Source organism: Mangrovimonas sp. TPBH4 (genome assembly GCF_001280505.1).
GTDB lineage: Bacteria > Bacteroidota > Bacteroidia > Flavobacteriales > Flavobacteriaceae > Mangrovimonas_A.
Genome location: NZ_LBIO01000068.1, coordinates 1 through 25,934, shown reverse-complemented (window position 1 = coordinate 25,934; position 25,934 = coordinate 1). Strand labels below are relative to the sequence as shown.

The window sequence follows — 25,934 nt, the reverse complement described above, 5'->3', positions numbered from 1 at the left end:
AGGTGTGCAAAGTAAACAAATCTTACTTAAAACGAGTACATGTTTGATTTATTTTTCTTGCATAAAAAAACCTCAATTTTCATTGAGGTTTTTGTTGTTTCTGATCTATCAAAACTTATAAAGTCTTTGCATTATCTACTTTTTGATTGGTGAGTGCTATTTTCAACACTTCACTCATATCAGTAACATAATGGAACTTAAGTCCTTTTAAGTATTCCGCTTTTATTTCTTCAATATCACGTCTGTTTTCTTCACAAAGTAAAATCTCCTTAATTCTAGCACGTTTAGCAGCCAAGATTTTTTCTTTGATTCCTCCAACAGGCAACACTTTTCCTCTTAAAGTAATCTCCCCTGTCATGGCCAAGCTATTCTTTACCTTTCGCTGCGTGAACAAAGACACCAATGAGGTCAACATAGTTACCCCTGCACTAGGCCCATCTTTAGGCGTTGCTCCTTCCGGCACGTGGATATGCACATTGTATTTATCAAAAACATCTGGATCGATATCAAATTCCTCGGCATGGGATTTAATGTACTCCATTGCAATGGTAGCCGACTCCTTCATGACTTTACCTAAATTACCAGTAATGTTTAAAGCTCCCTTTCCTTTGGATAAAATAGACTCAATAAAAAGGATGTCCCCTCCTACACTTGTCCAAGCCAAGCCTGTTACCACACCAGCAACATTGTTGTTTTCATATTTATCACGTTCCAATCTTGGAGCTCCCAACACCTTAATGATATCTTCATTGGTCACCTTAATATTATAGGTTTCCTCCATGGCAATATTTTTGGCTGCATGCCTTACCATTTTGGCAATCTGCTTTTCCAATCCTCTTACCCCAGATTCACGTGTATACCCCTCAACGATTTTCTCCAATTGCGGTTTGGCAATTTTCAAATCCTTTACAGAAAGTCCATGCTCTTCCAATTGCTTGGGCAACAAGTGACGCTTTGCAATTTCCACTTTCTCTTCAATGGTATATCCGCTTACGTTAATGATTTCCATTCTATCCCTCAACGCAGGCTGAATGGTATTAAGACTATTGGACGTAGCAATAAACATAACTTTGGAAAGGTCATAACCCATTTCCAAAAAGTTATCATAGAACTCACTGTTTTGCTCTGGATCCAATACTTCCAACATAGCCGAAGATGGATCTCCTTGGTGACTATTAGATAATTTATCAATCTCGTCCAAAACAAACACCGGGTTAGAAGTCCCCGCCTTTTTCAGACTTTGCAGAATTCTTCCTGGCATAGCCCCGATATAGGTTTTACGATGCCCTCTAATTTCGGCTTCATCACGTAAACCACCCAATGACATTCTTACATATTCTCTACCCAATGCCTCTGCAATAGATTTCCCCAAAGACGTTTTACCAACTCCCGGAGGTCCATACAAACACAAAATAGGAGATTTCATATCGTTACGTAGTTTTAAAACCGCCAAATACTCAATGATTCTATCCTTAACATCGTCCAAACCATAATGGTCTCGGTCCAATATTTTTCTTGCGCGTTTTAAATCGAAAATATCCGTACTGTATTCATTCCAAGGCAAATCCAAGAACAAGTCCAAATAATTACGTTGGATGGAATATTCAGCAACCTGAGGGTTCATTCTTTGCAATTTGGAAACTTCCTTGTTGAAATGCTCCTCTACATCTTCACTCCAAACCTTATCCTTAGCACGCAACTTCATTTCCTCGATTTCCTCTTCATATGAAGTACCTCCAAGCTCTTCTTGAATGGTTTTCATTTGCTGATGAAGGAAATACTCACGTTGCTGTTGGTTCATGTCACTTTGAACCTTGGACTGGATATCGTTTTTAAGCTCCAATTTCTGGAACTCCAAATTCATATATTTCAAGGTTGCCAAAGCACGTTCCTTCAAATCGTTTATTTCCAAAAGCCTTTGCTTTTCTTCCACCGAAAGGTTCATATTGGAAGACACAAAATTCACTAAGAACGAATTACTTTCAATATTCTTGATAGCAAAACTTGCTTCGGTTGGAATATTTGGGCTCTCCTTGATTATTTGAAGCGCCAAGTCTTTAATAGACTCTATAATTGCGGAAAACTCATCATTATTAGGTGCCGGTTTCGCCTCCATTAAATCCTTTATGGTGGCTGTCATGTAAGGATCCTCACTCACCACTTGATCAATTTCAAAGCGCTTTTTCCCTTGAATGATAATAGTTGTGTTGCCATCAGGCATCTTTAAAACCTTAAGAATTTTAGCCACCGTACCGGTTTTGAATATATCTTTTCCGGTAGGGTCTTCTACATTCTCGTCCTTTTGGGACACAACGCCAATTCCCTCCCCGCCACTGTTAGCATCGTTGATCAACTTAATGGATTTATCACGACCAGCAGTAATAGGGATTACTACACCAGGAAACAACACCGTATTGCGCAAAGGCAATATAGGAAGCGATTCCGGTAAGACTTCATTATTGATTTCTGCCTCATCTTCAGGGGTCATTAAAGGAATCAATTCTGAATTTTCATCAAATTCCTGAAATGACAAACTGTCAAGACTTAAAAAATTAGATTTTGCCATAGATATATTTTCGTCATTCTGTCACCTCTTTAGTAACAGAATTTGCATTTTACTTACGTTAAACAAAACTTAATGCGTACTGCAAACCAATGTTTTACAGTGTTTTTTACATTATTTACCCTTATATTTATTCAATAGTTATGCCATTGCCAAAAAAAATCCACAGATTTTTTCAGCAAACTGTAACAAATTCCTTTCAACAACATCTTTATACTAAACAATTGTTTTTTTGACCTTGACCAATCAAAATATAGAGCACCTATTGCAACTCTGTAATAAAGGCAACCAAAAAGCTCAAATGGAAGTCTATAATAGGTATTACAGGGCTATGTACAATACCGCCTATAGGATTGTTCAAGACAAATATGAAGCTGAAGATATTATGCAAGAGTCCTTTTTAATGGCTTTTACAAAATTGGACAGCTTGAAGGTTTACAGCACTTTTGGAGCCTGGTTAAAACGAATAACAATTAACAACAGTATCCAGAGGTACAACAAGAACAGTAAACACAACGATGTTCATTTGGACGATGTCCTTTATAAAGTCGAAGACCAAAATGGCATCCCCGAAGATCATGAGTTTACCAATCTAAAGGCCAAACAGGTAATGGACACGATGAAAACCTTGAAGGAAAACTACAAAATATGCTTAACCCTTCATTTAGTTGAAGGCTACGACTATGACGAGATTTCCGAAATCATGAATATTTCATATGCCAATTGCCGCACCATGATATCAAGAGCCAAAGATAGCCTCAGACAAAAACTTCAGCTAATTGCTGAACATTAAACGAAACGATGAAACGAGATAATCTAGACAAACTGTTTGACTCCATTAAGGAAGATTTGGATTACGAGATGCCAAACCTTGGCCATCAAGGGCGTTTCTTGGAAAAACTGCAAATGCAGAACCAAAACCAATCTGCTCCCCTTGCCCAAACAAGGATGAAGCGAAGTTATTGGCGAAGTGCATTGGCCATTGCAGCCTCCATTATTGTTGGACTTGGACTTTTTACAGTGTTCATGCAAAATCCACAGCCTAAGGATTTGGCCAGCGTGTCGCCAGAACTGTCAGAAACACAAATGTTCTTTACCGCGGCCATTGAACAGGAATTGGCAACACTTAAAAGCGAACGATCTCCCGAGACGGAAAAACTTATTGACGACGCCCTCAAGCAGATGGAAATTCTAGAAAAAAAATATGAAGCCCTCAAAATAGATTTAACAAAAAGTGGCGATGATAAACGCGTAATCTATGCCATGATTTCCAACTTCCAAAGCAGAATAGATTTACTCAACGACGTTTTGGAGAATATAGAACAAGTAAAACAGTTAAAGCAAGAATACAATGAAAACAAACTTACCATATAAACTCGCCATTGCCTTTCTATTGATCTCGGCAGTGAGCATGGCTAGCAATTCCATGAACTGGAAGGGCAAGCACACCAAGGAAAAAACCATAAAAAAGGAATTTTCAGTGAGTCCAAATGCCTTGTTGAAAATCAACAACAGCTACGGTAACATCAATGTGGTTACCTACAATGGCAGCACCACTACCATTGAAGTAAATATTAAAACCAATGGTAACGACCTTGAAAAAGTAGAAGCCAAACTTCAAGATATTACGGTTGAGTTCAGTGCCAATTCCAATCTTGTGGAAGCCAAAACCATTTTTAACAAGAATAAATCCAAATCATGGTGGAACTGGGGGAACAATAACAATGTCAATATGGAAATTAATTATCTGGTAAAATTGCCAATTTCCAACAGTGTAGACCTCAATAACGATTATGGGTTTATAAATCTGGACAAACTTGAAGGAAGAGCTATGCTTAAATGTGATTACGGAAAAATAACCACTAAGGAATTGATGGCCGACGGCAACGAAATACGTTTTGATTACACCAAAAACAGTTATTTTGAATACATCAAAAGTGGTAAAATAAATGCAGATTATAGTGCCTTTACGGTAGCCAAAGCAAAGGATCTTGATATTGTTGCTGATTATACCAAATCGGTGGTTGAAATTGCGGAAAATATAACATACAACTGCGACTACGGCTCTATGACTATTGAAAACATCAACAATGTAGAGGGCAATGGAGATTATCTAACGACCAGAATTGGCAAAGTCTACAAAAACGTATCCATAACTGCCGATTACGGCTCCCTAAAAATTGACGAGATGGCCTCTAATGCAGGTAATATCAATATCAAAACGGATTACGTAGGTATTACCATTGGCTACCAAGCAGGCTACAGCTTCAACTTTGAAATTGATTTGGAATATGCTTCATTAAGAGACGCCAATGAATTCCATTTCACCAAGGAAAAAGAAGAGTCTTCCAGAAACTACTACTTAGGGTATCACGGGAATGCTTCCTCCTCTAACAATATCAAAATTTCATCCGACTACGGAAGTGTAACATTCAAGAAAATATAACACCATGAAAAGATTAGTAATATGCCTGTTTGCAGTTCTTGCCATAGGCACCACTCAGGCACAAAAGAAAGTTAAGGGCAATGGCAATGTAACCACCATTACCAGAACAACCTCAGATTACAATACCATTAGCTGTGCAGGATCGTTTGACTATGTTCTTGTAAAAGGAACCGAAGGACAAATAACCTTGGAAGGCGAGGCCAATTTATTGGAATACATCATCACGGAAGTAAAAAACGAACGATTGATCATCAAAGTTGAAAACTCTGTTAACCTTAGAAGTGGTAAACCAATAAAAATCACCATTCCGTTTACGGATATTGAAAAAGTATCCTTTGCCGGGTCTGGCGAGCTTTGGAGCGAAGACACCATTGTATCCAACAATTTTGATGTAGAAATGGCCGGCTCTGGAGATTTAAAACTTTCTGTTGAAGCTAATACCGTTGAAGCCAGTTTGGCTGGGTCCGGGGATTTGGACCTTTCAGGAAGTACTACTTCATTTGAAGCGAGTGTAGCGGGTTCTGGAGATTTAGATGCCTACAAACTTATCTCCAATAACACCGATGTTTCCGTAGCTGGATCCGGTGGCGCAAAAGTATATTCAAAAGACGTATTAAAAGCTCGTGTAGCAGGTTCTGGATCTGTAAGCTATAAAGGCAACCCTACAAAAGAAGACACCAAAGTTTCAGGTTCAGGAAGAATACGAAACAACTAATTCACACTATCATAACAAGCAAAAAACCACTCAGATGAGTGGTTTTTGTTTTGCATATTTCTTTAACAGCTCCATGGTGTTTTTTCTCCTGATTTTCCCGGATATGGTTTCCTCAAAATGATCGACCACATATACTGCTTTTGGTTTTTCATATTTGTCGAGTACTTTAAAGGTAGATGGTGTAATGGTACTATCGTCCTTCTCCACTACTAAAATCACCTTCTCTCCCAACACTTCATCTTCTTCCGAAGAAATAAAAAATCGCTGGTCTATATTGGAATCCAATTTGGCCTCAATCTGTTCTGGAAACAATTTCACACCTCCAGAATTGATGACATTGTCAATTCTTCCCAAAACGTCAAACTCCCTGTCCGAATGTAGTTTAACAATATCATTGGTCACCAATTTTTCAACCATCAAATCAGGGGCATCAATCACCAAACAACCTCTTCCATCTTGAGAAATCTCAATACCGTCCAAAACCTGAAAATGACCTTCATCCTTCAAATGATTCAATGGCTTTACGGCAATATGGCTTAAGGTTTCTGTCATACCGTATGTAGCATACACTTTTCCGGGTAAATCTTGAATCAAAGGCATTAAAGTGGCAGGAAATGCAGCACCCCCAACTATCAAGGTTTTGATATTTTTTAAGCGCTCAAAATTTTCTTTTACCTGCATAGGTATCATGGCACAAAAATCATAAACTACATGATCGTCATAGGCCGGAAGTCTTGAAGGCGCAACGATATCAAGCTCCAGTCCTAAAATCATAGCCCTTACCAGCATCATTTTACCAGCAATAAAGCTTGTTGGCAAACAATGTAACGCTCTATCGCCGGGAGACAACTTAAAGTAATTACCCGTAGCCAAGGCAGAATGCACCATAGCCTGCTTACTAACAAAAACTACTTTAGGAGCTCCAGTTGACCCCGAGGTTTTCACCTCGACAGTATCTTTTTCATCCAGCCAATCAAGCAGAAAATTACCAATAACTTGCTCGTAAGTTTCACCTTCCTTTATCAAACTATAGCTCACCTCTTTAAGTTCTTCTTTATCATAACCAGAACCGTTGAGCTTAAACTTTAAATGTATCTTATCGTAAGTTGGAATCATTTTGGTATGGTATTAGATAAGCTAAAATTATGCTATTTTTAACTGATTTTAAGTTAAAATTTAAAATTAAAAAAAATATATTTGAAAATTAAGAACGAATCTATGAACAAGACCATTTTAATCCTACTGTTAAGCCCCTTTTTCATATTTGCTCAAGATTTTTCTGACGAAGACTTCATTTACCTTAAGCGTCACGAGCATATTAAGATCAACTTGAACGAGCACCAATTTGATATTTCCAACAACATTTCGGAACAAGCAGAATACCTTACTTCCAACAAGCTGTATTTTGCCAACGAATCCATGAGCTTTGACAGTTTTAGAACGATTGAAGATATTGAAGCTTATACATACATCCCCAGTACAGACAAAAAAATAAAGGTCGATTATATTGAAACCAAGAGAGATTTTGACAATGGTGTTTTTTATAGCGACCAAGAATCTAAAAGCTTTATTTTTCCTGCGGTGACCAAAGGAGCTATCACAAATTTAAGCTATAAGGAAATTATTAAAGATCCTCATTTTTTGGGGTTGTTTAGATTTGGAACCTACGTCCCTACCAAAAGTGCACAACTGTCCATTGAATTCCCTAAAAACGTAACCATTGGCCATATTGAATTCAATACAAAAAATATCGATGTAGACTTTCAGAAGAAAGACTCTTCAAATGGATATACCTACACTTGGACGGTGAACAATATTGAAGGATTTCAAGGTGAAGACGATAGCGAATCCATGCTGTATTACGTGCCTCATATTATTGTTTATATCAAAAATTATACAGAGGAAGGAAAAACATACGATGTCTTAAATGATGTGTCTGACCTTTACAATTGGTACAATTCTTTGGTAGAACAAATAGATGACAAAGACCTGAAAAAAGTATATGACATTGCGGACAATATCACGAAGGGACTCAGTACCAAAAGTGAAAAAGCCGAAGCCATTTTCAATTGGGTTCAGGACAACATCACTTATGTTGCCTTCGAAGATGGTCTGGGAGGGTTTATCCCAAGAGGAGCCGCCAGTGTTTGCGACAAGCGTTATGGCGACTGTAAAGACATGGCCAATTTGCTTTATGAAATGCTCAACCATGTGGGTATTGAATCCTACCGCACTTGGATTGGCACAAGAGACCGCCAGTATTCTTACCACGACGTCCCTACCCCTATGGTAGACAACCACATGATCAATACAGCAATTGTTGAGAACGATACTATTTTCTTGGATGCTACAGACAGTTATGTCCCTTATGGAATGCCGAGTGGTTTTACACAAACCAAGGAAGCCCTTTTAGGGATTGACGAGGACACCTACAAAATTATAAAAGTGCCTGTTCAGAACGCGAGCAAAAGCATTTCAAAGGTAACCAGTGAATTTACCTTGGACAACACTTCGGTAAAAGTGACCGAAAAAAGAGAAATGACAGGTTATGAAAAAGTAGATTTCATCTCCGATTATACCTTCAAAAAGAATGACCAAACCGATGAGCAATTTTTAAACACCAGCTTGGCGTTGGGCAACAATAAAACCAAGTACACCAATATTACCAAGGCTAATTTCAACAACAAACAAACCCCATTGGTACTTGAATATGATTTGAATATTGAAAACTACGCCAAAAATATTGGCAACAAAACCTATATCAATTTAAACATCGATAGAAGCCTTTCCAAAAGCGGTTTGGATCTGGAAGGCAGAAAATACAGCAAAAAAATCGACTACCACTTTGAAAAGCAATTTACAAGCCACTTAACCATTCCCGAGGGATACAAAGTAAGCTATATCCCAGAGGAGTTGAGTTTTGAAAACCCTCACTACGGCTACAAAATAACCTATTCAGTAGAAGGTAAAGTTCTAACGCAACACAAAACTATCTTTGTGAAAACCCTTAGCATCCAAAATGAGGAATTTGAAAGCTGGAACAGCTTTATAAAAAGCTTAATCAAAGCCTACAAGAAAAGTATAATACTAGAAAAAATATAATGATCAAAAGAGCTCTTATTGTACTGCTTCTTGCTACAAGCAGTAGTTTTGCACAGCATTTCAGAACCTATGATTGGGAAAAGAAACCCAAACTGCACAAACTTACCAAGGAAGAAACTCAGGAATCTTCCATAGGAATTCTAAAAAAGCACATTGTTGAATATTCAGCAAATATCATGTCGCCCGAACCTAAGCGCTATGAAACCGAGCACACCATTACCCGCGTCAACGATGATAAAGGGATTGCCAGACACAATACCGTGTACATCCCGATGTATGAGGTTAAAAAAGTGGTAGACATCAAGGCCAGAACCATCAGTCCAAAAGGAAAGGTGACCGTGCTCAACCAAGACAACATTAAAGAAGTCAAGAATGTTGATGAGTATGGTGACTTTAAAATTTTTGCCATTGAAGGTGTGGAAAAAGGGTCTGAAATCGAGGTTTTATATACCGTTGAAAAGGAATTTGACATGTACGGTTCTGAAACCATTCAAAGCAACTACAAAATCAAGGAAGCTGAATTTACCTTCATCAGTGGTAGTCTCAACTCAAACATTAAAGCCTATCGCACGGATGCCAAATTTGAGGACATTACCATAGACGGGAACAATGCCAAGTCTCTTGTTTTAAAGGATGTTCCTGCCATGATTGATGAAGAATATGCTTCTCCAGACGCCAATAGAATAGCAGTTGTTTACCAGTGCTTCCCTAATGGGCAGGATATTTCACAAGAAATGTTTTGGACCAATGTTTCTTATAATGTTGGCTCCAAATTCTTCCCTTCCGAAGTATCTCCAAAAGTAAACAATGACCTTCCCACAATCACTGAAGGGAAAACAGAGATGTCGACGTTTGAAAAGGCGTCGCGTGTGGACAATTTTATAAAGAGCAACTTCAACATTGTAAAAAACAACAACGAAGAGCTTTCCAATCTAGACTACATTTTGGAAAATCGTTCCGCTAGTAGCTTTGGAATTTTAAAAGCCTACGCCCATTATCTAAAAGCTTTGGAGGTTGAATACGAAGTGGTGATTACCGCCAGTAGATTTGAATATAAATTCGACCCTACATTTTTCATCCCTAGTATGCTTAGAGAATTTCTAATCTATTTACCTACGGAGAAAAAATATATCGCTCCAGACCGAGTGGAATACAGAGTTGGGGAAGCGCCAGCAAATATGCTTGGCAACTATGGTTTGTACATCAAACGTGATTTAGGTCATTACTTCCAAAAGATTGAACAAAACGATCCTAACTATAGCCAAGTAAAACGTACAACCGATATTACTTTTAGCGAAGGTATTGAAAGTGCTATTATTGAAATGCATCAAGAATATACGGGGCATTGGTCCGCCACCAACAGAGCCATTTTAAGTCTTTCTACGGAGCAAGGTATCAAGGAATTTAAAGAGTATTTAACGAGTTCTGGTGTTGAGGACAAGGAGGAAATTAGCTTTTCTACTGAAAACAATGATCTCAATCAAATCAAGTACAACGTTCCTTTTATAGTAAACTCTAAAGTCTCTTCGGAATCTTTGATTGAAGATGCTGGTGACAGCTACATTTTCCAGGTCGGGCTTATTATCGGGACCCAAAGTGAACTGTACCAAGAAACTGAACGCGTGAATCCTATTGAAATGAGCTATCCAAACCAATACGATTACACCATTACGGTTCATATCCCAGAAGGCTATGCTGCCGAAGGATTAAGCAGCTTAAACCTTAACAAAAGCTACAAAAACGATAAAGGTGAAAAATTAGCCAAGTTTGAATCCAGCTATAAATTGGAAGGCAACAAAATCATTATCACTATTCAAGAGTTCTATAAAACTTTGGAATACGACTTAGATCGCTACGAAGAGTTTAGAGAGGTGATCAATGCCGCTTCAGATTTTAACAAAGCAGCAATATTATTGAAACCAGTGGAATAATTCCTTTCAGAATACACAAACAAAAAGCGACCAATTTGGTCGCTTTTTTTATTCTATGATTTTATAGTCCTCTGCGGGTGGTTCTTCAACCCTTCCAAACAATTTGCCTTTCCAATCGGTCCAATTATACTTTTTGGCAAACACAAACAATAAGATTGGGAACAGTACAAATACTGGCACAAACACATCCATAAAACCCGCCTCTGTTGGACTGGACATATCTTTTAAAATGGAATGGGTTTGGAAAGCGGTCCAATCAGCTGTTACCAATAAGGCCGTAAACAAATTATTGGCGGCATGAAAGCCCAAAGCCAGCTCCACACCTTCATCCATTAATGTCAAGATTCCCAAAAACAAGCCTGTCCCGATATAATAAACCATAATGATATAGCCCAATTGCGTGACTTCTGGATTAGCAATATGCAAGCCTCCAAACACTACAGATGTCAAAAGCAATGGCATCCATTTGTTTTTGGTAATCACACCTATCCCCTGCATTAAATACCCCCGGAACAAATACTCCTCAAAACTGGTTTGTAGTGGCACCATGACAATAGCTACAGCACAAAGAATCAAAAACGGCACTAGACTGAAGTTCAGCACATAACCTTCTGGATTCATAAAATAATCCAACAAGGACAGCCCTGTAGACACCACTCCCCAAAAGATAAAGGCAAACCAAAAGCGCTTCCAATCAATTTTTGGTCTACTCGTAGTTAAAGATCGAATACTTTGATGATGAATGGTCTTAGCCACAAACAAAACCCCTGCTAAACCAAAAGCAAAAGACAGCAACATTAAAAACAAATTCAAATTTGGTTCTAATATCGTCAACATGGTCTGTTCATTCATATTAAACATGTCCTCCCCTTGATTGTAGGCTTTCAAAAAAACGGCTCCTGTAAAGGGGATTTGCCCAATAATGACCGCTATAATTATGAGTAAAACCCCAATGGCATAACGCCACCAATCATGTAAAACTTTATATGCTTGTGCTATATACATATGTTATAAATTAAAATTCCAATGTAAAGTATTATTGTAATGCAATGCCCCTTTTTTAACTTCTAAAGGGCTTTCAATATTGTTGGTAAACAAACTTCCCGTTCCCAGACCTTGTGGTAGATCTTGATTGAGTGTGTAGGTCCATTGCGCAATCGCATTTAACCCAACATTGCTTTCCAAGGCACTAGTTACCCACCAGCCCATTTGCCGCTCTTCGGCCATTTTAATCCATTCTTCACTTCCATGATAGCCTCCTATAAAACTTGGCTTTAAAATGATGAATTGAGGTTTAATCTCATCTAAAAGCTTTGCTCTTTCCTTTGAATCGTAAACTCCTATTAACTCTTCATCCAAAGCAATAGGCAAAGGCGTCTTTTCACACAAGGCTGCCATCTCTTCAAATTGCCCTGGTTTGATAGGTTGCTCTATGGAATGTAAATCCAAATCGGAAAGGCGTTTGAGCTTTTCTAAAGCTTCTTCAGGAGTAAAGGCTCCGTTGGCATCTACCCTAAGTTCTATATCCTTTGAACTGAATTCCTTTCTGATAGACTGCAACAAGCTGATTTCAGTATCGAAATCTATCGCGCCAATTTTCATCTTGATGCAACCAAAACCCGCTTCAATTTTAGCAACTATCTGTTGCTTCATAAAAGCTTCATTTCCCATCCAAATTAAACCGTTAATTGAAATAGCATCTGTCCCCTTTGTAAAATTAGTTTCAAACAGCAAAAAGGGAGATGTGCTTGCCAAAGACCTAAAAGCCATTTCCAACCCAAACTGAATACTAGGAAACTCTCCATTCTTTTCAAGCAAGACCTCCAAACCTAATTCAATATTATTGCAAGTCCATTGCAACTGCTGTTGGTAATCTGGACAGTCATCGGCACTCAATCCTCGTAAGATTCCGCACTCCCCTATTCCTCGTTTCCCCTCGGATTCCAAAACAATAAACCAAGTCTCTTTAGTTCGTAATATCCCTCTCGAGGTCCCGCTAGGTTGCTTAAAATTTAAAATGTATTGATGATACGTTGCTTTCATATACCCACAAAAATACACCTTAATTAAAACTTATGATGCATGCTTAGCTGAAATTGAGCCTTACCTCTGTTGGCCGTTTTTTGGTTCATCCAGCCCAATTGAAAACGAATGGACTCATTCAACGCATAACCAATTCCTAAATAAGTTCGGTTTCTGTCAAATAGTTCTACTTCTCTCCCGTCTCCAATATCGGTTTGGCCATTTATAAAGAGTTCGTTATAAAGCGCGGCATAAAACACCTTAGGACTTATTGTTTTTGCTGTGAAAGGAATATTAAGAAACAAATTGTAGCGATAGCGTGTTCTAAAATCCTGATCCTCCACAAAGTGCTGCTCATACCTAAATCGGTGGGTTAAATAGAAACGTCCACCCACTTTTTGCGGCAACAACGCTTCTTGATATATTCTACTTTCTGCACTAGTATCATTAGAGTCTCCTAATGCTCCCGAAGTAACATGAGCATAACCCAAAGTAAACAATACATCTGCTGCCTTTGGTTGATAGGTGACGCCTGAACGCAACAACAACTGCTCCAAATCTCCTATGATATTCCAATTGCGATATTGTACATCCCCTTGAACCCCAAATTGACTATTTTGAAATTGATGTTTGTAAAAATACATGTACCAACTCCCTGTTTGATTCGGATTTTGACTAAACAAAAACTAACTTGTAGTAATAAAGCACAACAAGGCTAAGGCACGCAAGGAAAAGGTCATAACAATAAAACTTTTAAGGAATATAAAATGAAAAAGACAATTAAAAATCTGTAATTTTAGAATTCAAATATCGCATTAAATGCCAGATTTTCCAAACATCATTCACTTTGCCATTCCTGTATTTATATTGGCCATGGCTCTAGAGCTGTACGTTACAACCAAGCAAAACCTAAAGAGCTACCAAGCCAAAGATGCCCTGTCTTCCATTGCCATGGGGATTGGGAATGTGCTTCTAGGTTTTTTGAGTAAGGGGATTGTGTTAATGGCATTGTTCTACATTTACAACCATTTTAGGATTATGACCATCCCAATAACATGGTGGAGTTTTGTACTGCTATTTTTTGCGGATGACTTTTCATATTATTGGTTCCACAGAATTAGCCATGAATGTCGATTATTTTGGGCTTCGCATGTGGTTCACCATTCCTCTGAACATTACAACCTAAGCACAGCACTTAGACAAACTTGGTCTGGTGGATTTTATTCCTTTGTGTTTTGGTTGTGGTTGCCCCTTTTAGGGTTTCATCCTGCCATGATTTTACTGCAAATGTCCATAAGCCTACTCTACCAATTTTGGATTCATACGGAAGCGATCAACAAAATGCCCAATTGGTTTGAAGCCATTATGAACACGCCTTCCCATCACCGAGTACACCACGGCAGTAACCCTTTGTATTTAGACCGAAATCATGCCGGAATACTGATAATTTGGGATAAATTGTTTGGAACGTTTCAACCAGAATTGGAAGATGAAAAAGTGACTTATGGATTGGTAAAGAACATCCATACCTATAACCCTTTTAAAATAGCATTTTTGGAATGGTTTCAGATGTTTAAAGACTTCTTTCAAACAAAAATTTCTTTGAGAAGTAGAATCCTTTACCTGTTAAAGCCTCCAGGGTGGAGACATGACGGTAGTGGAAAATTAAGTGATGATTTAAGAACGGAATGGCTAAATTCCAAGACCTTAGTTCAAGATCCTGAAAAATAGCCATTCTAAATATATCAATCTACTTTTACTAAAGAGACCTCACCTATTTTAAGACCATTATCTAAAATAGGATCCCCTTTATAGGTAATTACAGGCTCTCCGTATGCAACTACTTTTAAACGTCCCGATACATTGCATTGAAATGTTCCGTCTCCGTATGCTGTAATTTTAGTAGAATTATTGTTAACGTCTATGGTATTAACCGTAGCTTCCCCGTAAGCCGTAAACTTCTGATTCTCGATACTTCCTTTATCAATCCTTAAAAAGCTTTCTCCGTAAATGGTCACTTTCAGATCTTTTAAAATAACCTCATTCATGTATACTTGCGATTCTCCATAAATATTCATGGTTAATTTCGACATTTGCACAAGGTCTTCAAATAGAAAACGCTCTTCGCCTCTTAAAGAGAATTTATCGGCATCTTTATAAGTAACAATAGCCTTTACAACGGTGCCTTCATACAATGGCACCGAACCATATCCTGTTACTGTATTTTTATCATGTGTAGTCACAAATTGCGCACCATCCAAATACAACTGAAGTGTTTTATTTTTGACTTCTACATTAAGCTTTTCAATAGGTTCGCCCAACATCTCAACAACCACACTTTCTTTTTCTCCGCTTCTAAAAATAACCTCTATATGTGGACTCACAATAACTTTATCAAATGAAGATACTTCAAACGTATTAGCCTGTCCAAAACCTAATTGAACAACATTTAAAACAATAATGCATAAAAACGTAAATGGCAATTTGATCCTTTTCATAACCTTAAAATTTAATCTTTCTAGTATACAGATTAAGGTTTAGCCATACTGTTACAGTTTAGCAGTAAAAAAATAAGTATTTATAATTTTATATTTAAAGCTCAATGCTCTCTCCTATTTCAAGAAGCATTAAATCTTTATTGGCATCGAAAAACTTACGCTTGGCCTCTTCATGGTCAATTTCAATATAGCCAAAGGTATCGTAATGGTAGCCCAATACCTTATCGCATTCAACAAAATCACTGGCCAAAATAGCATCGTCAACATCCATGGTGAAATTATCCCCAATTGGTAGCACCGCCAAATCCAATTTGGTTCGCATCGGGATTAATTTCATGTCCATGGTCAATGCCGTATCTCCTGCGATGTAAATATTTTTATGTTCTCCTTCAATCACAAAGCCTCCTGGTTGGCCTCCATAACTGCCATCAGGAAATGAGGACGTATGGATGGCGTTAACATACTTCACAACACCAAATTCAAAATCCCATTTACCACCATGGTTCATCGGGTGCACCTCAATGCCTTTCGCCTCGTAATGATTGGTCACTTCAAAATTTGATACAATAATGGCATTGTTCTGCTTAGCAATGACCTCGGAATCCAAAATGTGGTCTTGGTGTGCATGAGTCAACAAAATATAATCGGCTTTAATGGTCTCAATGTCTATCTGGTCAGCCTTAGGGTTACCAGTTATAAAAGGGTCTACTAAAATATGAACATCGTTAACTTCTATCTTAAGGCAGGCATGCCCGTAAAATGTAATTTTCATGGAATAATTGGTTATGGAATTAGTGAAACAAAAAAACTCAGATAAATTTAAGAATTTATCTGAGTTTCAAAGCCCCAAATTTTATTGCCAACATATAGCATAAATTGTTGACCTACAAAATTATTACTGTAAAGATACAACTAAAACACTGATTTACAATCTTTTAAAGTTAAATTTTCTATAAAATATGCCCTATTCCAAGCAATAAAGAAAATAGAAAGGTTGTTAATGCAAGGGGTTTCAGCTGCTTGTCTAAATCTTCTGATGTTTTTGCCTTTTTGACGCTAATCAAGTGCTTAACCAAAGGAATAAAAGCCAAGACAAAAATTAGGTTGTAAGGCGAATTATAATACAAAATTCCAAACAATGCTCCACATAAAATAGCCCCTCCCACTAAAACATAGTGGTATATTTTCGCTTTTTGCTTTCCCAATCTTACTGCTATGGTAATTTTATTGGATAAAGTATCGGAATCTATGTCTCTCATATTATTCAAATTCAAAACACCAATACTCAATAGGCCCAAAGCAATTGCAGGTAACACTAATACGTGATCCAACTGTTTGGCATAAAGGAAATAACTTCCCATAACACTCACCAAACCAAAAAATATGAACACAAAAACATCTCCCAAACCTCTATAGCCATATGCAGAATCTCCCATAGTATAATTGATGGCTGCATACACACAGGCCGCAGCCAACACAATAAAAATTATGGAAAATACTAAATACTCATGGCCCATTGCCACATAGATTAGGGACAATGACAGCACAATCACTATTAAAATGTTAATCTTGATCGCCTCCATCATTTGTGTTGGCGTAATGCTTCCACTTTGAATGGCTCGTTGTGGGCCCAATCTGTTTTCGTTGTCGGTTCCCTTTACACCATCACCATAATCATTGGCCAAATTGGATAGAATTTGAAAGCCAACGGTAGTCAACATGGCCAACACAAAAATAGCCATATCAAAAAGGCCATTATAGGCAGCCAAACAGCTTCCAATTATAATCCCAGATAAAGACAAAGGCAAGGTACGCAAACGAAATGCTGAAATCCAGCTGCTAAGTTTACTCATAAAATAGTACTAGCTAATTAAGGAATCCACTTTTTGTCGAAGTTAGGCTTACGCTTTTCCAAAAAGGCATTTCTACCTTCTTTGGCCTCTTCTGTCATATAGGCCAAACGCGTCGCTTCTCCCGCAAATACTTGTTGCCCCACCATTCCGTCGTCGGTAAGGTTCATTGCGAATTTTAGCATTTTAATGGACGTTGGGGATTTTGCCAATATTTCCTGAGCCCATTCAAAAGCGGTGTCTTCCAATTCGGCATGAGGAATCACGGCATTTACCATTCCCATTTCAAAAGCTTCCTGAGCAGAATAATTTCTTCCTAAGAAAAATATTTCTCTTGCCTTTTTCTGACCAACCATTTTAGCTAAATAGGCAGATCCATAACCACCGTCAAAACTGGTGACATCGGCATCGGTTTGTTTAAAAATGGCATGTTCCTTACTGGCTAGTGTTAAATCGCAAACCACATGTAAACTATGACCGCCACCAACAGCCCATCCTGGCACCACAGCAATCACAGCTTTAGGCATAAAACGAATCAAGCGTTGTACTTCCAAAATATTTAAACGATGGTAACCATCCTCTCCAACATAACCTTGATGGCCTCTCGCCTTTTGATCTCCTCCACTGCAAAAAGAATACACGCCATCCTTAGTCGACGGTCCTTCGGCAGATAACAATACCACCCCGATATTTACATCTTCATTGGCATCGTAAAAGGCATCATATAATTCACTTGTGGTTTTAGGCCTAAAGGCATTCCTAACATTTGGCCTGTTGAACGCAATACGTGCCACACCATCGCATTTTTTATACGTGATATCTTCGTATTCCTTGGCCGTTTTCCAATTTATATTACTCATGATAATTAATTTCAGCGTAAAAATACATATTTACAACTAATATGAATTCATTTTTTTGGTAGGGAAAATCTTGCTCCCTAATTTTGTTTTGGTTGTTAGATTTTGTTAAGAAATGAAAGTATTGGAATCGCCTTTCGCTAAAAACGTGGAAGCCACTTATTGTATTGAAATAGGTGACTTTCATTTTTTCAGCAATTACGTAGTTGCCGAATTTAGGCAAGGCACCAACGTGGCCTTTAAGGATTTTGAGGAAATATTTGATCTATGCGATGAGATTTTTGGAGACCAACCCTATGGCTTTATTTCCAACCGTGTACACTCCTTTTCTGTAGACCTTGTAGATGCCCTTGAAAACAGCAGCAAAGTAAGCCATATTAAAGCTTATGCCGTTGTTACCTACAACCACAACACCAAACGTATGTTGGCCATTGAGGAACACTATTTCAGCTTTAAAAGAAAGCGTTTCAATACACTCGCAGATGCGACCGAATGGGTTTTAGGCCAATTACAATTCGTGCCTAAGCCAAATAAATTCCATCCTCTTTAATCTCTATCAAGCGTTGCTTGTATAGATTTCCAATCCCCTTTTTAAAGTTCTTCTTACTCATTTGAAGTACCTCTTTAATAAGTTCAGGATCGGATTTATCGGTAAGTTCCAAATAACCACCATTATCCTTTAATTCCTTCAGAATAATATCGGCATTGGGTTCTATGCTTCTATAGCCAATTTGCTCCAATACAATATCCAACTTATTATCCTTACGAATCTTCTTGACGAAACCTTTCAAGCGATCGCCAACACTCAGATCCTTAAAGATATTGTCTTTAAAAATGAGTCCCTGATGTTTTTTGTTCACGATAACATTCATCCCAATTTCTGAAGGATGGGATACAATTAGATCCACTTCATCAAATACTTCTACCGTAAGATTTGTGTTATCCAAAAATCTATTGGTTTTGCTCGAAGCCACCAATCTTTCGGTTTCTTCATCTAGATAACAATGTACCAAATACCAACCGCCTTCTTTCATTTTAAAGACCTGCTCCTTAAACGGACAGAATAGCTCCTTCACCATTCCCCAATCCAAAAAAGCCCCGAATTTGGTCACGGCATTACATCTTAAAAGGGCGAAATCTCCTTTGGTAATGTACGGATGATCTGTAACAGCCACCAAACGCTCTTCGTTATCCAAATAAACAAAGACTTCCAATTCATCTCCAATCTCAAAAGATTCCGGAACATAACGGTTGGGCAACAAGACCTCGTTTTCTTCTTTATCCGACAAAAACAAACCAGGCTCGGTTTCTCTTACAATTTCTAAAGTATTGTATTCTCCAATGTGTATCATGCGGCAAAGTTAAGCATAATAGTGAACCCAAAAACAAAAAGCGCTACATCTTTGTAGCGCTTTTCTATTCTTATATCGAAGGATTAATAAACCGTTTCCTTACTGAAATGTTTGGTCAACAAATAATAGACTACCACTCTATATTTAGTCCTATTGGAGCGCCCATAATTATCTATCACGGAATTAATAGCTACATCCAATTCTGGAGTATCCTCAAGCCCCAATTTTTTAATCAAGAAATTCGTTTTTACTCGTTCCAATTCCGAATCATCTGAACTGGAGACTGTCGCAGAATCTGCATTATAAATAGACGGTCCGCAGCCAATGGTAATTTTGGTAAGCAAATCCATATCAGGTTCCAATCCAAACTTATCTTTTAGCTCTGCGGCGTACTTAATGATTAATTCTTCGCGCTTGTTCATAGATTTTATCGTGTTTTTAATTATTAGAAATGGACTTTAAAGATATGCATTTTTTTATGCAGAAATCAGTTTAAGCCTTTTCTCTATTAAAGTATGAACTTAAAATAGTTCAGCAATACTTCATCATTTACCTTACTAGGAGTAAAGATTTCCAATAATTTTGGTTGCTCAGATTCATTATAAAAATCCGCTAAAGCGGCTGATAAACTTTCTTCATTATCTGCCGTTTGATAATCCAAACCATACATGGCACATAAATGCTTTGCTGTTAAATGATGTTTGGTTTCAAAGAAGGTATCAAAATTTTCTGTGTTTTTATGTCCTGGAAGAATTCTAAAAATACCACCTCCATAATTATTGATGACAATGATTCTAAATGACTTCGGAATATGATTGTTCCACAACGCATTGCTGTCGTACAAGAAGCTCAAATCTCCTGTAATAAATGTAGTTTGGGCTTCATTGGAGTGAGCAAAGCCAATCGCGGTACTTGTGCTGCCGTCGATACCACTAGTTCCCCTATTGCAATACACTGCCACCGTTGGATTCCCTTTAAACAGTTGGGCATATCTAATAGCTGAACTATTCCCCATTTGCAAATTTGTATGATCCGGAACGCTCTTCAACAACTTTGAAAACACCTTGAAATCACAATACGGAATCTCCTCCATGTATTCACTGTGTTTTTCTCTTCTATGTGTTTTTACCGCTTTCCAAACTTGCTTGTAATTGCTTTTCTTTATATGGGTTAACTTGGGCAACAAGCTTTCAAAAAATTGGTTTGGAGACACCTTTAGGTGTTTTTCCAAACAGAAAAACGTATCATTGGCTTTCTTCTCATCTACATGCCAATGCTGTTTCGGTTTATATTTTCTTAAAAATGCCTTGATTTTTTTGGAAACAATCAAACCTCCAAACGTAATCAAAATGTCTGGTTGCAACTCCTTAAACTCTTCCTCTGTTAAAGGCGCAATGAGTTTATCGATACTAGGAAAGAACTCTTTATGGTGCAAATTGGACGTCGTTTCGGTAAATACCAACACACTATTGTCATTTGCCAACTCTTCAATCCACTTTGCTTCCAAAGCATTTGGACCATTCACCCCTACCAAAATCATTTTTTTGGAAGCATTGCTCCAATCTTCCAAGCAGAGCTTCAGCTCTAAAGCATCCATTTTTTTAGGCTTAACTTCTGGCTTAATGACCTTTGGATTCACACTTAATTCATCGGCTATCCCATATAAAGGTTCATCAAAAGGAATATTGATATGAACGGGCCCTTTTCTTGTAATTGCAATATTGATCGCGTCATTGACTTCGTGTTCATTCTCTTCCTGAAGCTCCTGTTTCAATCCTAAAAACCGCTCTAACTTATGTTCTATGCTTTTAATAATGGCGGGTTCATCGTCGTCTGAAGGTTTTGCTTTCACATCCAAATCCTGCTTTAAGTTAGCCGAATACAAAATGTGATTTTTGAACACATTCTCTTGGTTTATGGTCTGTCCATCACCAATTCCTACCAAATATTTAGGACGGTCTGCAGACAACACCACCAAAGGGATATCACTATAATAAGCTTCGCCCACCGCTGGATAATAGTTCAACAAGGCACTTCCCGAAGTACAAACCACGGCAACAGGTTCTTGAATACTTTGCGCAATACCTAAGGCAAAAAACGCTGCACATCGCTCATCTACAATGCTGTAACAGGTAAAAAATTCGTCGTTGGTAAACCCTATAGTTAAGGGAGCGCTACGGCTACCTGGAGAAATAACAATATGTTTTATATTCTTGGCTTTACAAAGCTGTACTACAGTTTGTGCGAGTGGAATCGCGGAATATTTCATGAATCGAGTATCTACAAATGAGCTGTAAAATTAAGCATTCTATGAATTATACTAAATGAAAAGGACGATTATTCAATACAGCTTTTTAAATTCACCGAAGTTTCTCCCAGCCTACTTTCTGTATTTATTTCTGAATAGAATTCAGCACTTTTTTCATGGTTTTGGATTTGTTTACGGTTTCCTCCCATTCCAATTCCGGATTGGAATCTTTGGTAATGCCTCCACCAACATAAATCAAAGCCGCATCCTCCTCAAGCTGCATACAGCGTAAGTTCACATATAAATCAGTAACCGTTTTTACCGTATCGTAAGCATTGTTTTCGATGTTTCTTCGTTTAGTATTGCGAGCGTTCTTCTCCTTAAGATTAAGTTCCCCAAGAAAACCTGTGTAGTAAGTACGATTGTAATGCTCCTTTTCAATAATAAATGCTTTTGAAGCCAATTTTGGCAATCCACATACAGCAGGTGTTGGATGCAATCTTTTAATGACTTCTTCCAGATTGCCATTCAAAGTCCCACTAATCTTGGTTTGAATATGAAGCAGTCCTCCCGCCCTTACAGTAGCTGGTTCAGTAACTCGTAAATTGTCTACGACCCCATGAAGACTTTCAACAATAAAATCGGTAACGAATTGTTGCTCCTGCTGCTCTTTAACTCCCCAAACTACATCTTCTATATCTTTATAAGCCTGTGTTCCTGCCAAAGCCATGGTAGACATCCTGCTATTTTCAACTTTTAGCAAGGTTTCAGGCGTGGCCCCAAGCCACAATCCTATTTTAGGGTGATACCAACAATACACAAAGGCCGTTGGATATGTAGCCAATAATTTTTGAAACAACTCGATCGGATTCGGAGCATCCAAAACAACCTTTTCCTTCCTTGAAAGCACAACTTTTTCAAAGGCTCCATTTCGAATGGCATTCACCCCCTCTTTCACCAAGTCCACATGTTGCTTTTTGTCTGCTTCAAGATTGGATGAAGACCATGAATTCTCTCTTTTTTCCAAGTCTTTTACATGGAAGGCTTCCAATTCAAGGATCTCTGAATTCTCCAAAGGAATTAAAACCATGTTTTGCTTATCGTCAAACGGAGCCATGACAAACCCTTGTTCGGAAAAATCCTTTACAAAATGTAAGCTATCATCCCCTTGGACCAAGGCCTTTATTGCCTTTTTATTTGGTTTTCTATAAAGAACAAAGGGACGTTGGGATTTGTAGAAATCCTGAAATTGTGTCAAAAATGCATCTAGATCCATTACTTATTTTTAGGCAAGGAAATGGTGGACAACTTACACACGGAAATCAGATTGTTATCGTCGTCGGTCACGCGAATATCCAAAAGTTGGGTGGTTCTTCCTTTATGGATAAAGGTGGCTTTGGCATAAACATTACCTTCTCGAATTCCTTTTAGGTGATTGGCCGTAATTTCTATACCTCTCACAAAAAACTTTTCAGTATCCACAAAAATATGAGAAGCAAAGCTCCCTACACTCTCAGCTAGTGCGGCAGTAGCCCCTCCATGCAATACCCCGTCTGGTTGATGAACTCTAGAATCCACAGGCATTTTGGCTACCAAAAAGTCCTCCCCAAAGTCCACAATTTCAATATTCAAGGTTTCCATCAAGGTATTTTTACATTGTTCATTGGCACGTTGCAGAACCTCTTCTTTCGATAATTGCATAGAAATAGTGTAATTTTAAAGTCGATTGTAAAAATACAAAACCAAGACTAATAATGAATTTATCCGAAAAGGAAATCAGCTATACTACAACAAATTCCTATGCCACCCTAAACCAACTTACCGAGCGCACCAAAAATATTTGGTTTGTTTGCCATGGCATGGGCTATTTAAGTCGTTACTTTTTAAGGCATTTTGAACATTTAAATGCTGAAGAAAACTACATAGTCGCTCCACAGGCCCAAAGTAAATACTACATTCCACCAAAACTAAGACATGTGGGAGCCAGTTGGCTTACCAAGGAAAATACGCTTAAGGAAACTGAAAATGTGATGCGTTATTTTGATGCCGTTTGGGAAACAGAACAATTCCCAACCAACAAAAAACTGATTGTATTGGGCTATTCCCAGGGCGTGAGTGTTGCTATGCGTTATTTGGCTAAACGGAAACTGCAATGCCAAGAATTAATCATTCATTCCGGTGGCATTCCAAAAGAATTGACTCCTGAAGATTTCAACTATATGGATCCCTCTACGCAAGTATCTCTTCTATATGGCACAGAAGATGAATACTTAACAAAAGAACGTATGGAAACGGAAATTGACAAAGCGAACCTACTTTTCCAAAACAATTTAAACATCATCCCTTTTGAAGGTAAGCACATAGTGAACACCAAGCTTATTTCAAAATTTGCATAACAAAAAAGTGGTCACTACAATGACCACTTTTTTCAACTAAGAATTACGCTATCACTCAATTTTTAACGTTTAGCATTTGAGGAAATGATTTTCTTAATTTCACTGCCATTATTAGATGTGATTCTTACATAGAGCATTCTATCCAAGGCATGGGACAAATCGAAATTAACTTCTCTCGTCATATTGGCTCTATAAAGATCATCTTTATATGATGCAACTACAATACCTCTAATGTCCGTAATTTCAATAGTTACATCTGTATCAAAAGCATATTGGTATTTAATATTAATCGCCGTTTTAAATGGTACAGGATAGACATCAAAAGTACTGGCCGTACGTTTATTTTTACCTTTTGGCCCCTTCGGCCCTTTTGGTCCTTTTGGACCTTTAGGATTCTCCACAACCAGCTCCTCTTCGGTACAATCCATCATTTCATTGTTTGGCTCATAAATACCTCCTTCCACTACAGGAGAACATTTACAAACTACTTCACAAACAACAGCATGGGCAATCACATAAATTGGGCCTTCCACATTTACTGGACCAACGGTATAATTGGAAGCATAGCCTAAATTTCCACTTGGATTGAAATTATACTGCCCAGGCGCTACCGTATACTTTTTGCCTTTTCCTTTCTTAGGATATTGTTCGCAACCAATATATACATGCGCTTCACTCATTACAAAACCATCCATCAAATCATAAGTTACCGTTGCTTGTCCATCAACATAATTTACAGTTACAGTACCCACAGGAGAATGGTTTGTAATATCGCACTGTGCTGCCCCTGCGTATAATTCCATTATGTATGGTGCTCCTGGCTCATTTTCCTCTTCAAAATAATTGGTCCACCCCCAATTGCCAAAATCTGGAATGAAACACGAGTTAGTTTCTGGATCCCTTCCATAGGCCGTTTCACAATTGTCATACAAATCGAATTCTCGTTGCACTTTTAAGGTCACCTCTGTGGTATTACATTGATCTGATGCCACAAATACATAATCGGCATACTCTACACAATCCACAACGGTTATATTGGTTGGACCTGCATAAACATAGCCGGAATCCACGCAATTATCAGAAAAATAAGCCTCTAACTCTTCTGGAAAGGCTTCATTACACTTCAGTTCCACCACAGGAAGTTCAATTTTAGGATCTTCTGTATCTTCTATCCAAGTGAAGGTCACACTTAGAGATTGAATATTTCCAGCACAGTCTAAATAACTAGCTGTCCAAGTCTGTTCAAAATTACATCCTTCATTATTTATAGGACCTTCTGTGTTAGAAGGAATATTAGTTTCATTTTCATCTTCAACCAGAGTGAATACGGGTGGAATAATCTCTGAAGGATTACATCCAAGATCCATATAAGGGATATCTGCCTTTATTTCTGGAGCTTTGTAGTCTTCAATAACCACTTCCACTGAATCACTTGCTGAGCAACCATCCGTTGTTGTCACCGTTAACGCATATATACCAGAACCTTCAATTATAGGAGTAAGAGTATCTCCCCCGCTAATAATTGTTCCACCGGCATTACTCCATTCTACGGTATCGATTTCTCCTCCTTCCACAGAAGCACTTCCTTCCAAAGCCTCCTGACCATCTACAGAACAAGTAATAAAGATGTTCATACCTGCATCTACTAGTGGAACTGGGTAAACACTAAGTACCAATCTCTGGTCGGCCGCACAATCCACTCCCTCTATCGTGATGTCCTGGGCCGTTGTATAGGACTCCCCATTAACGGACCACAAATATTCCTCATCCGAACAGATATTGACCTCCGTTACTACAGGCGCTGGCTTCGGTGTCACCGTTAGCACTAGGCGCTGGTCAGCAGCACAGTCCTCGCCCTCTATCGTGATGTCCTGGGCCGTTGTATAGGTCTCCCCATTGACGGACCACAAATATTCCTCGTCCGAACAGATGTTCACCTCCGTTACTACAGGCG

Annotated in this window: 24 protein-coding genes; 9 read left to right on the top strand and 15 right to left on the bottom strand. The window is 38.2% G+C overall.

Annotated features, from left to right (window positions below; genetic code table 11):
• Positions 1–115: 115 nt before the first annotated feature.
• Positions 116–2,566 (bottom strand): endopeptidase La, encoded by a 2,451-nt coding sequence (gene lon, locus ZA05_RS17605; RefSeq protein ID WP_053992997.1) that lies wholly within the window; start codon positions 2,564–2,566, stop codon positions 116–118.
• 229 nt (positions 2,567–2,795) lie between these two features.
• Here lon and ZA05_RS17600 point away from each other — a divergent pair, with 229 nt between their 5' ends.
• From ZA05_RS17600 to ZA05_RS17585, 4 genes are read left to right on the top strand one after another with little or no spacing between them, the layout of a single operon-like run.
• A complete protein-coding gene (locus tag ZA05_RS17600) occupies positions 2,796–3,356 on the top strand; it encodes an RNA polymerase sigma factor (RefSeq protein ID WP_053992996.1) in 561 nt (186 codons plus the stop codon).
• An 8-nt stretch (positions 3,357–3,364) separates the two neighbouring features.
• The gene (locus ZA05_RS17595) at positions 3,365–3,937 is read left to right on the top strand and encodes a hypothetical protein (protein ID WP_053992995.1); all 573 of its coding nucleotides are present in this window, start codon (positions 3,365–3,367) and stop codon (positions 3,935–3,937) included.
• Complete coding sequence (locus tag ZA05_RS17590; RefSeq protein ID WP_053992994.1) at positions 3,915–5,009, top strand: hypothetical protein; 1,095 nt, start codon at positions 3,915–3,917, stop codon at positions 5,007–5,009. The genes ZA05_RS17595 and ZA05_RS17590 overlap by 23 nt, the downstream gene beginning before the upstream one ends.
• 4 nt (positions 5,010–5,013) lie before the next feature.
• Positions 5,014–5,724, top strand: a complete 711-nt coding sequence (locus ZA05_RS17585) for a head GIN domain-containing protein (RefSeq protein WP_053992993.1) — start codon at positions 5,014–5,016, stop codon at positions 5,722–5,724.
• A gap of 30 nt (positions 5,725–5,754) precedes the next feature.
• On the opposite strand, the gene ZA05_RS17580 is transcribed toward ZA05_RS17585, so the two are convergent.
• A complete protein-coding gene (locus ZA05_RS17580; protein ID WP_053992992.1) occupies positions 5,755–6,840 on the bottom strand; it encodes an AMP-binding protein in 1,086 nt (361 codons plus the stop codon).
• Positions 6,841–6,942: 102 nt separating this feature from the next.
• Between ZA05_RS17580 and ZA05_RS17575 the strand changes: the two genes are divergently transcribed.
• Positions 6,943–8,826, top strand: a complete 1,884-nt coding sequence (locus ZA05_RS17575; protein ID WP_053992991.1) for a DUF3857 domain-containing protein — start codon at positions 6,943–6,945, stop codon at positions 8,824–8,826.
• Positions 8,826–10,757, top strand: a complete 1,932-nt coding sequence (locus tag ZA05_RS17570) for a DUF3857 domain-containing protein (RefSeq protein ID WP_053992990.1) — start codon at positions 8,826–8,828, stop codon at positions 10,755–10,757. The genes ZA05_RS17575 and ZA05_RS17570 overlap by 1 nt, the downstream gene beginning before the upstream one ends.
• Before the next feature lie 48 nt (positions 10,758–10,805).
• On the opposite strand, the gene ZA05_RS17565 is transcribed toward ZA05_RS17570, so the two are convergent.
• Genes ZA05_RS17565 through ZA05_RS17555 form a run of 3 tightly spaced genes read right to left on the bottom strand, consistent with a single transcriptional unit; the run spans position 10,806 to position 13,423 of the window.
• Complete coding sequence (locus tag ZA05_RS17565; RefSeq protein WP_053992989.1) at positions 10,806–11,762, bottom strand: CPBP family intramembrane glutamic endopeptidase; 957 nt, start codon at positions 11,760–11,762, stop codon at positions 10,806–10,808.
• A 3-nt stretch (positions 11,763–11,765) separates the two neighbouring features.
• Positions 11,766–12,800, bottom strand: a complete 1,035-nt coding sequence (locus ZA05_RS17560) for an o-succinylbenzoate synthase (RefSeq protein ID WP_053992988.1) — start codon at positions 12,798–12,800, stop codon at positions 11,766–11,768.
• A 23-nt stretch (positions 12,801–12,823) separates the two neighbouring features.
• Positions 12,824–13,423, bottom strand: coding sequence for a DUF2490 domain-containing protein (locus tag ZA05_RS17555; RefSeq protein WP_082333835.1), 600 nt, complete (start codon positions 13,421–13,423; stop codon positions 12,824–12,826).
• Between the two features lie 175 nt (positions 13,424–13,598).
• On the opposite strand from ZA05_RS17555, the gene ZA05_RS17550 reads away from it, so the two are divergent.
• Positions 13,599–14,510 carry a sterol desaturase family protein gene (locus ZA05_RS17550; protein ID WP_053992987.1) on the top strand — a complete coding sequence of 304 codons (912 nt, stop codon included), beginning with the start codon at positions 13,599–13,601 and terminating at the stop codon, positions 14,508–14,510.
• A gap of 14 nt (positions 14,511–14,524) precedes the next feature.
• Here ZA05_RS17550 and ZA05_RS17545 read toward each other — a convergent pair whose 3' ends face one another.
• The 4 genes from ZA05_RS17545 to ZA05_RS17530 all read right to left on the bottom strand — a co-directional run bounded on the left by ZA05_RS17545 (position 14,525) and on the right by ZA05_RS17530 (position 17,987).
• Positions 14,525–15,277, bottom strand: a complete 753-nt coding sequence (locus ZA05_RS17545) for a head GIN domain-containing protein (RefSeq protein WP_053992986.1) — start codon at positions 15,275–15,277, stop codon at positions 14,525–14,527.
• Positions 15,278–15,371: 94 nt separating this feature from the next.
• Positions 15,372–16,049, bottom strand: a complete 678-nt coding sequence (locus ZA05_RS17540; protein WP_053992985.1) for a metal-dependent hydrolase — start codon at positions 16,047–16,049, stop codon at positions 15,372–15,374.
• A 178-nt stretch (positions 16,050–16,227) separates the two neighbouring features.
• Positions 16,228–17,130 (bottom strand): 1,4-dihydroxy-2-naphthoate octaprenyltransferase, encoded by a 903-nt coding sequence (gene menA / locus ZA05_RS17535; RefSeq protein ID WP_053992984.1) that lies wholly within the window; start codon positions 17,128–17,130, stop codon positions 16,228–16,230.
• A gap of 17 nt (positions 17,131–17,147) precedes the next feature.
• Positions 17,148–17,987, bottom strand: coding sequence for a 1,4-dihydroxy-2-naphthoyl-CoA synthase (locus tag ZA05_RS17530; RefSeq protein ID WP_053992983.1), 840 nt, complete (start codon positions 17,985–17,987; stop codon positions 17,148–17,150).
• Positions 17,988–18,099: 112 nt separating this feature from the next.
• Here ZA05_RS17530 and ZA05_RS17525 point away from each other — a divergent pair, with 112 nt between their 5' ends.
• A complete protein-coding gene (locus tag ZA05_RS17525) occupies positions 18,100–18,534 on the top strand; it encodes a hypothetical protein (RefSeq protein ID WP_053992982.1) in 435 nt (144 codons plus the stop codon).
• Here the strand turns inward: ZA05_RS17525 and ZA05_RS17520 are convergent.
• The 5 genes from ZA05_RS17520 to ZA05_RS17500 form a co-directional block, all read right to left on the bottom strand.
• Positions 18,506–19,336 carry a S1 RNA-binding domain-containing protein gene (locus ZA05_RS17520; RefSeq protein ID WP_053992981.1) on the bottom strand — a complete coding sequence of 277 codons (831 nt, stop codon included), beginning with the start codon at positions 19,334–19,336 and terminating at the stop codon, positions 18,506–18,508. The genes ZA05_RS17525 and ZA05_RS17520 overlap by 29 nt on opposite strands.
• An 83-nt stretch (positions 19,337–19,419) precedes the next feature.
• The gene (locus ZA05_RS17515) at positions 19,420–19,758 is read right to left on the bottom strand and encodes a DUF2853 family protein (protein ID WP_053992980.1); all 339 of its coding nucleotides are present in this window, start codon (positions 19,756–19,758) and stop codon (positions 19,420–19,422) included.
• An 86-nt stretch (positions 19,759–19,844) separates the two neighbouring features.
• Positions 19,845–21,605 (bottom strand): 2-succinyl-5-enolpyruvyl-6-hydroxy-3-cyclohexene-1-carboxylic-acid synthase, encoded by a 1,761-nt coding sequence (gene menD / locus ZA05_RS17510; RefSeq protein ID WP_053992979.1) that lies wholly within the window; start codon positions 21,603–21,605, stop codon positions 19,845–19,847.
• A 124-nt stretch (positions 21,606–21,729) separates the two neighbouring features.
• Positions 21,730–22,860, bottom strand: a complete 1,131-nt coding sequence (locus ZA05_RS17505; protein WP_053992978.1) for a chorismate-binding protein — start codon at positions 22,858–22,860, stop codon at positions 21,730–21,732.
• Complete coding sequence (locus tag ZA05_RS17500) at positions 22,860–23,285, bottom strand: PaaI family thioesterase (protein ID WP_053992977.1); 426 nt, start codon at positions 23,283–23,285, stop codon at positions 22,860–22,862. Before ZA05_RS17500 ends, ZA05_RS17505 begins: the two co-directional genes overlap by 1 nt.
• Positions 23,286–23,338: 53 nt before the next feature.
• Between ZA05_RS17500 and ZA05_RS17495 the strand changes: the two genes are divergently transcribed.
• The gene (locus ZA05_RS17495) at positions 23,339–23,980 is read left to right on the top strand and encodes an alpha/beta hydrolase (protein WP_053992976.1); all 642 of its coding nucleotides are present in this window, start codon (positions 23,339–23,341) and stop codon (positions 23,978–23,980) included.
• Between the two features lie 62 nt (positions 23,981–24,042).
• On the opposite strand, the gene ZA05_RS18390 is transcribed toward ZA05_RS17495, so the two are convergent.
• Positions 24,043–25,934, bottom strand: a 1,892-nt coding sequence (locus ZA05_RS18390) for a T9SS type A sorting domain-containing protein (protein ID WP_197276118.1), incomplete at its 5' end; no start/stop codon positions are given.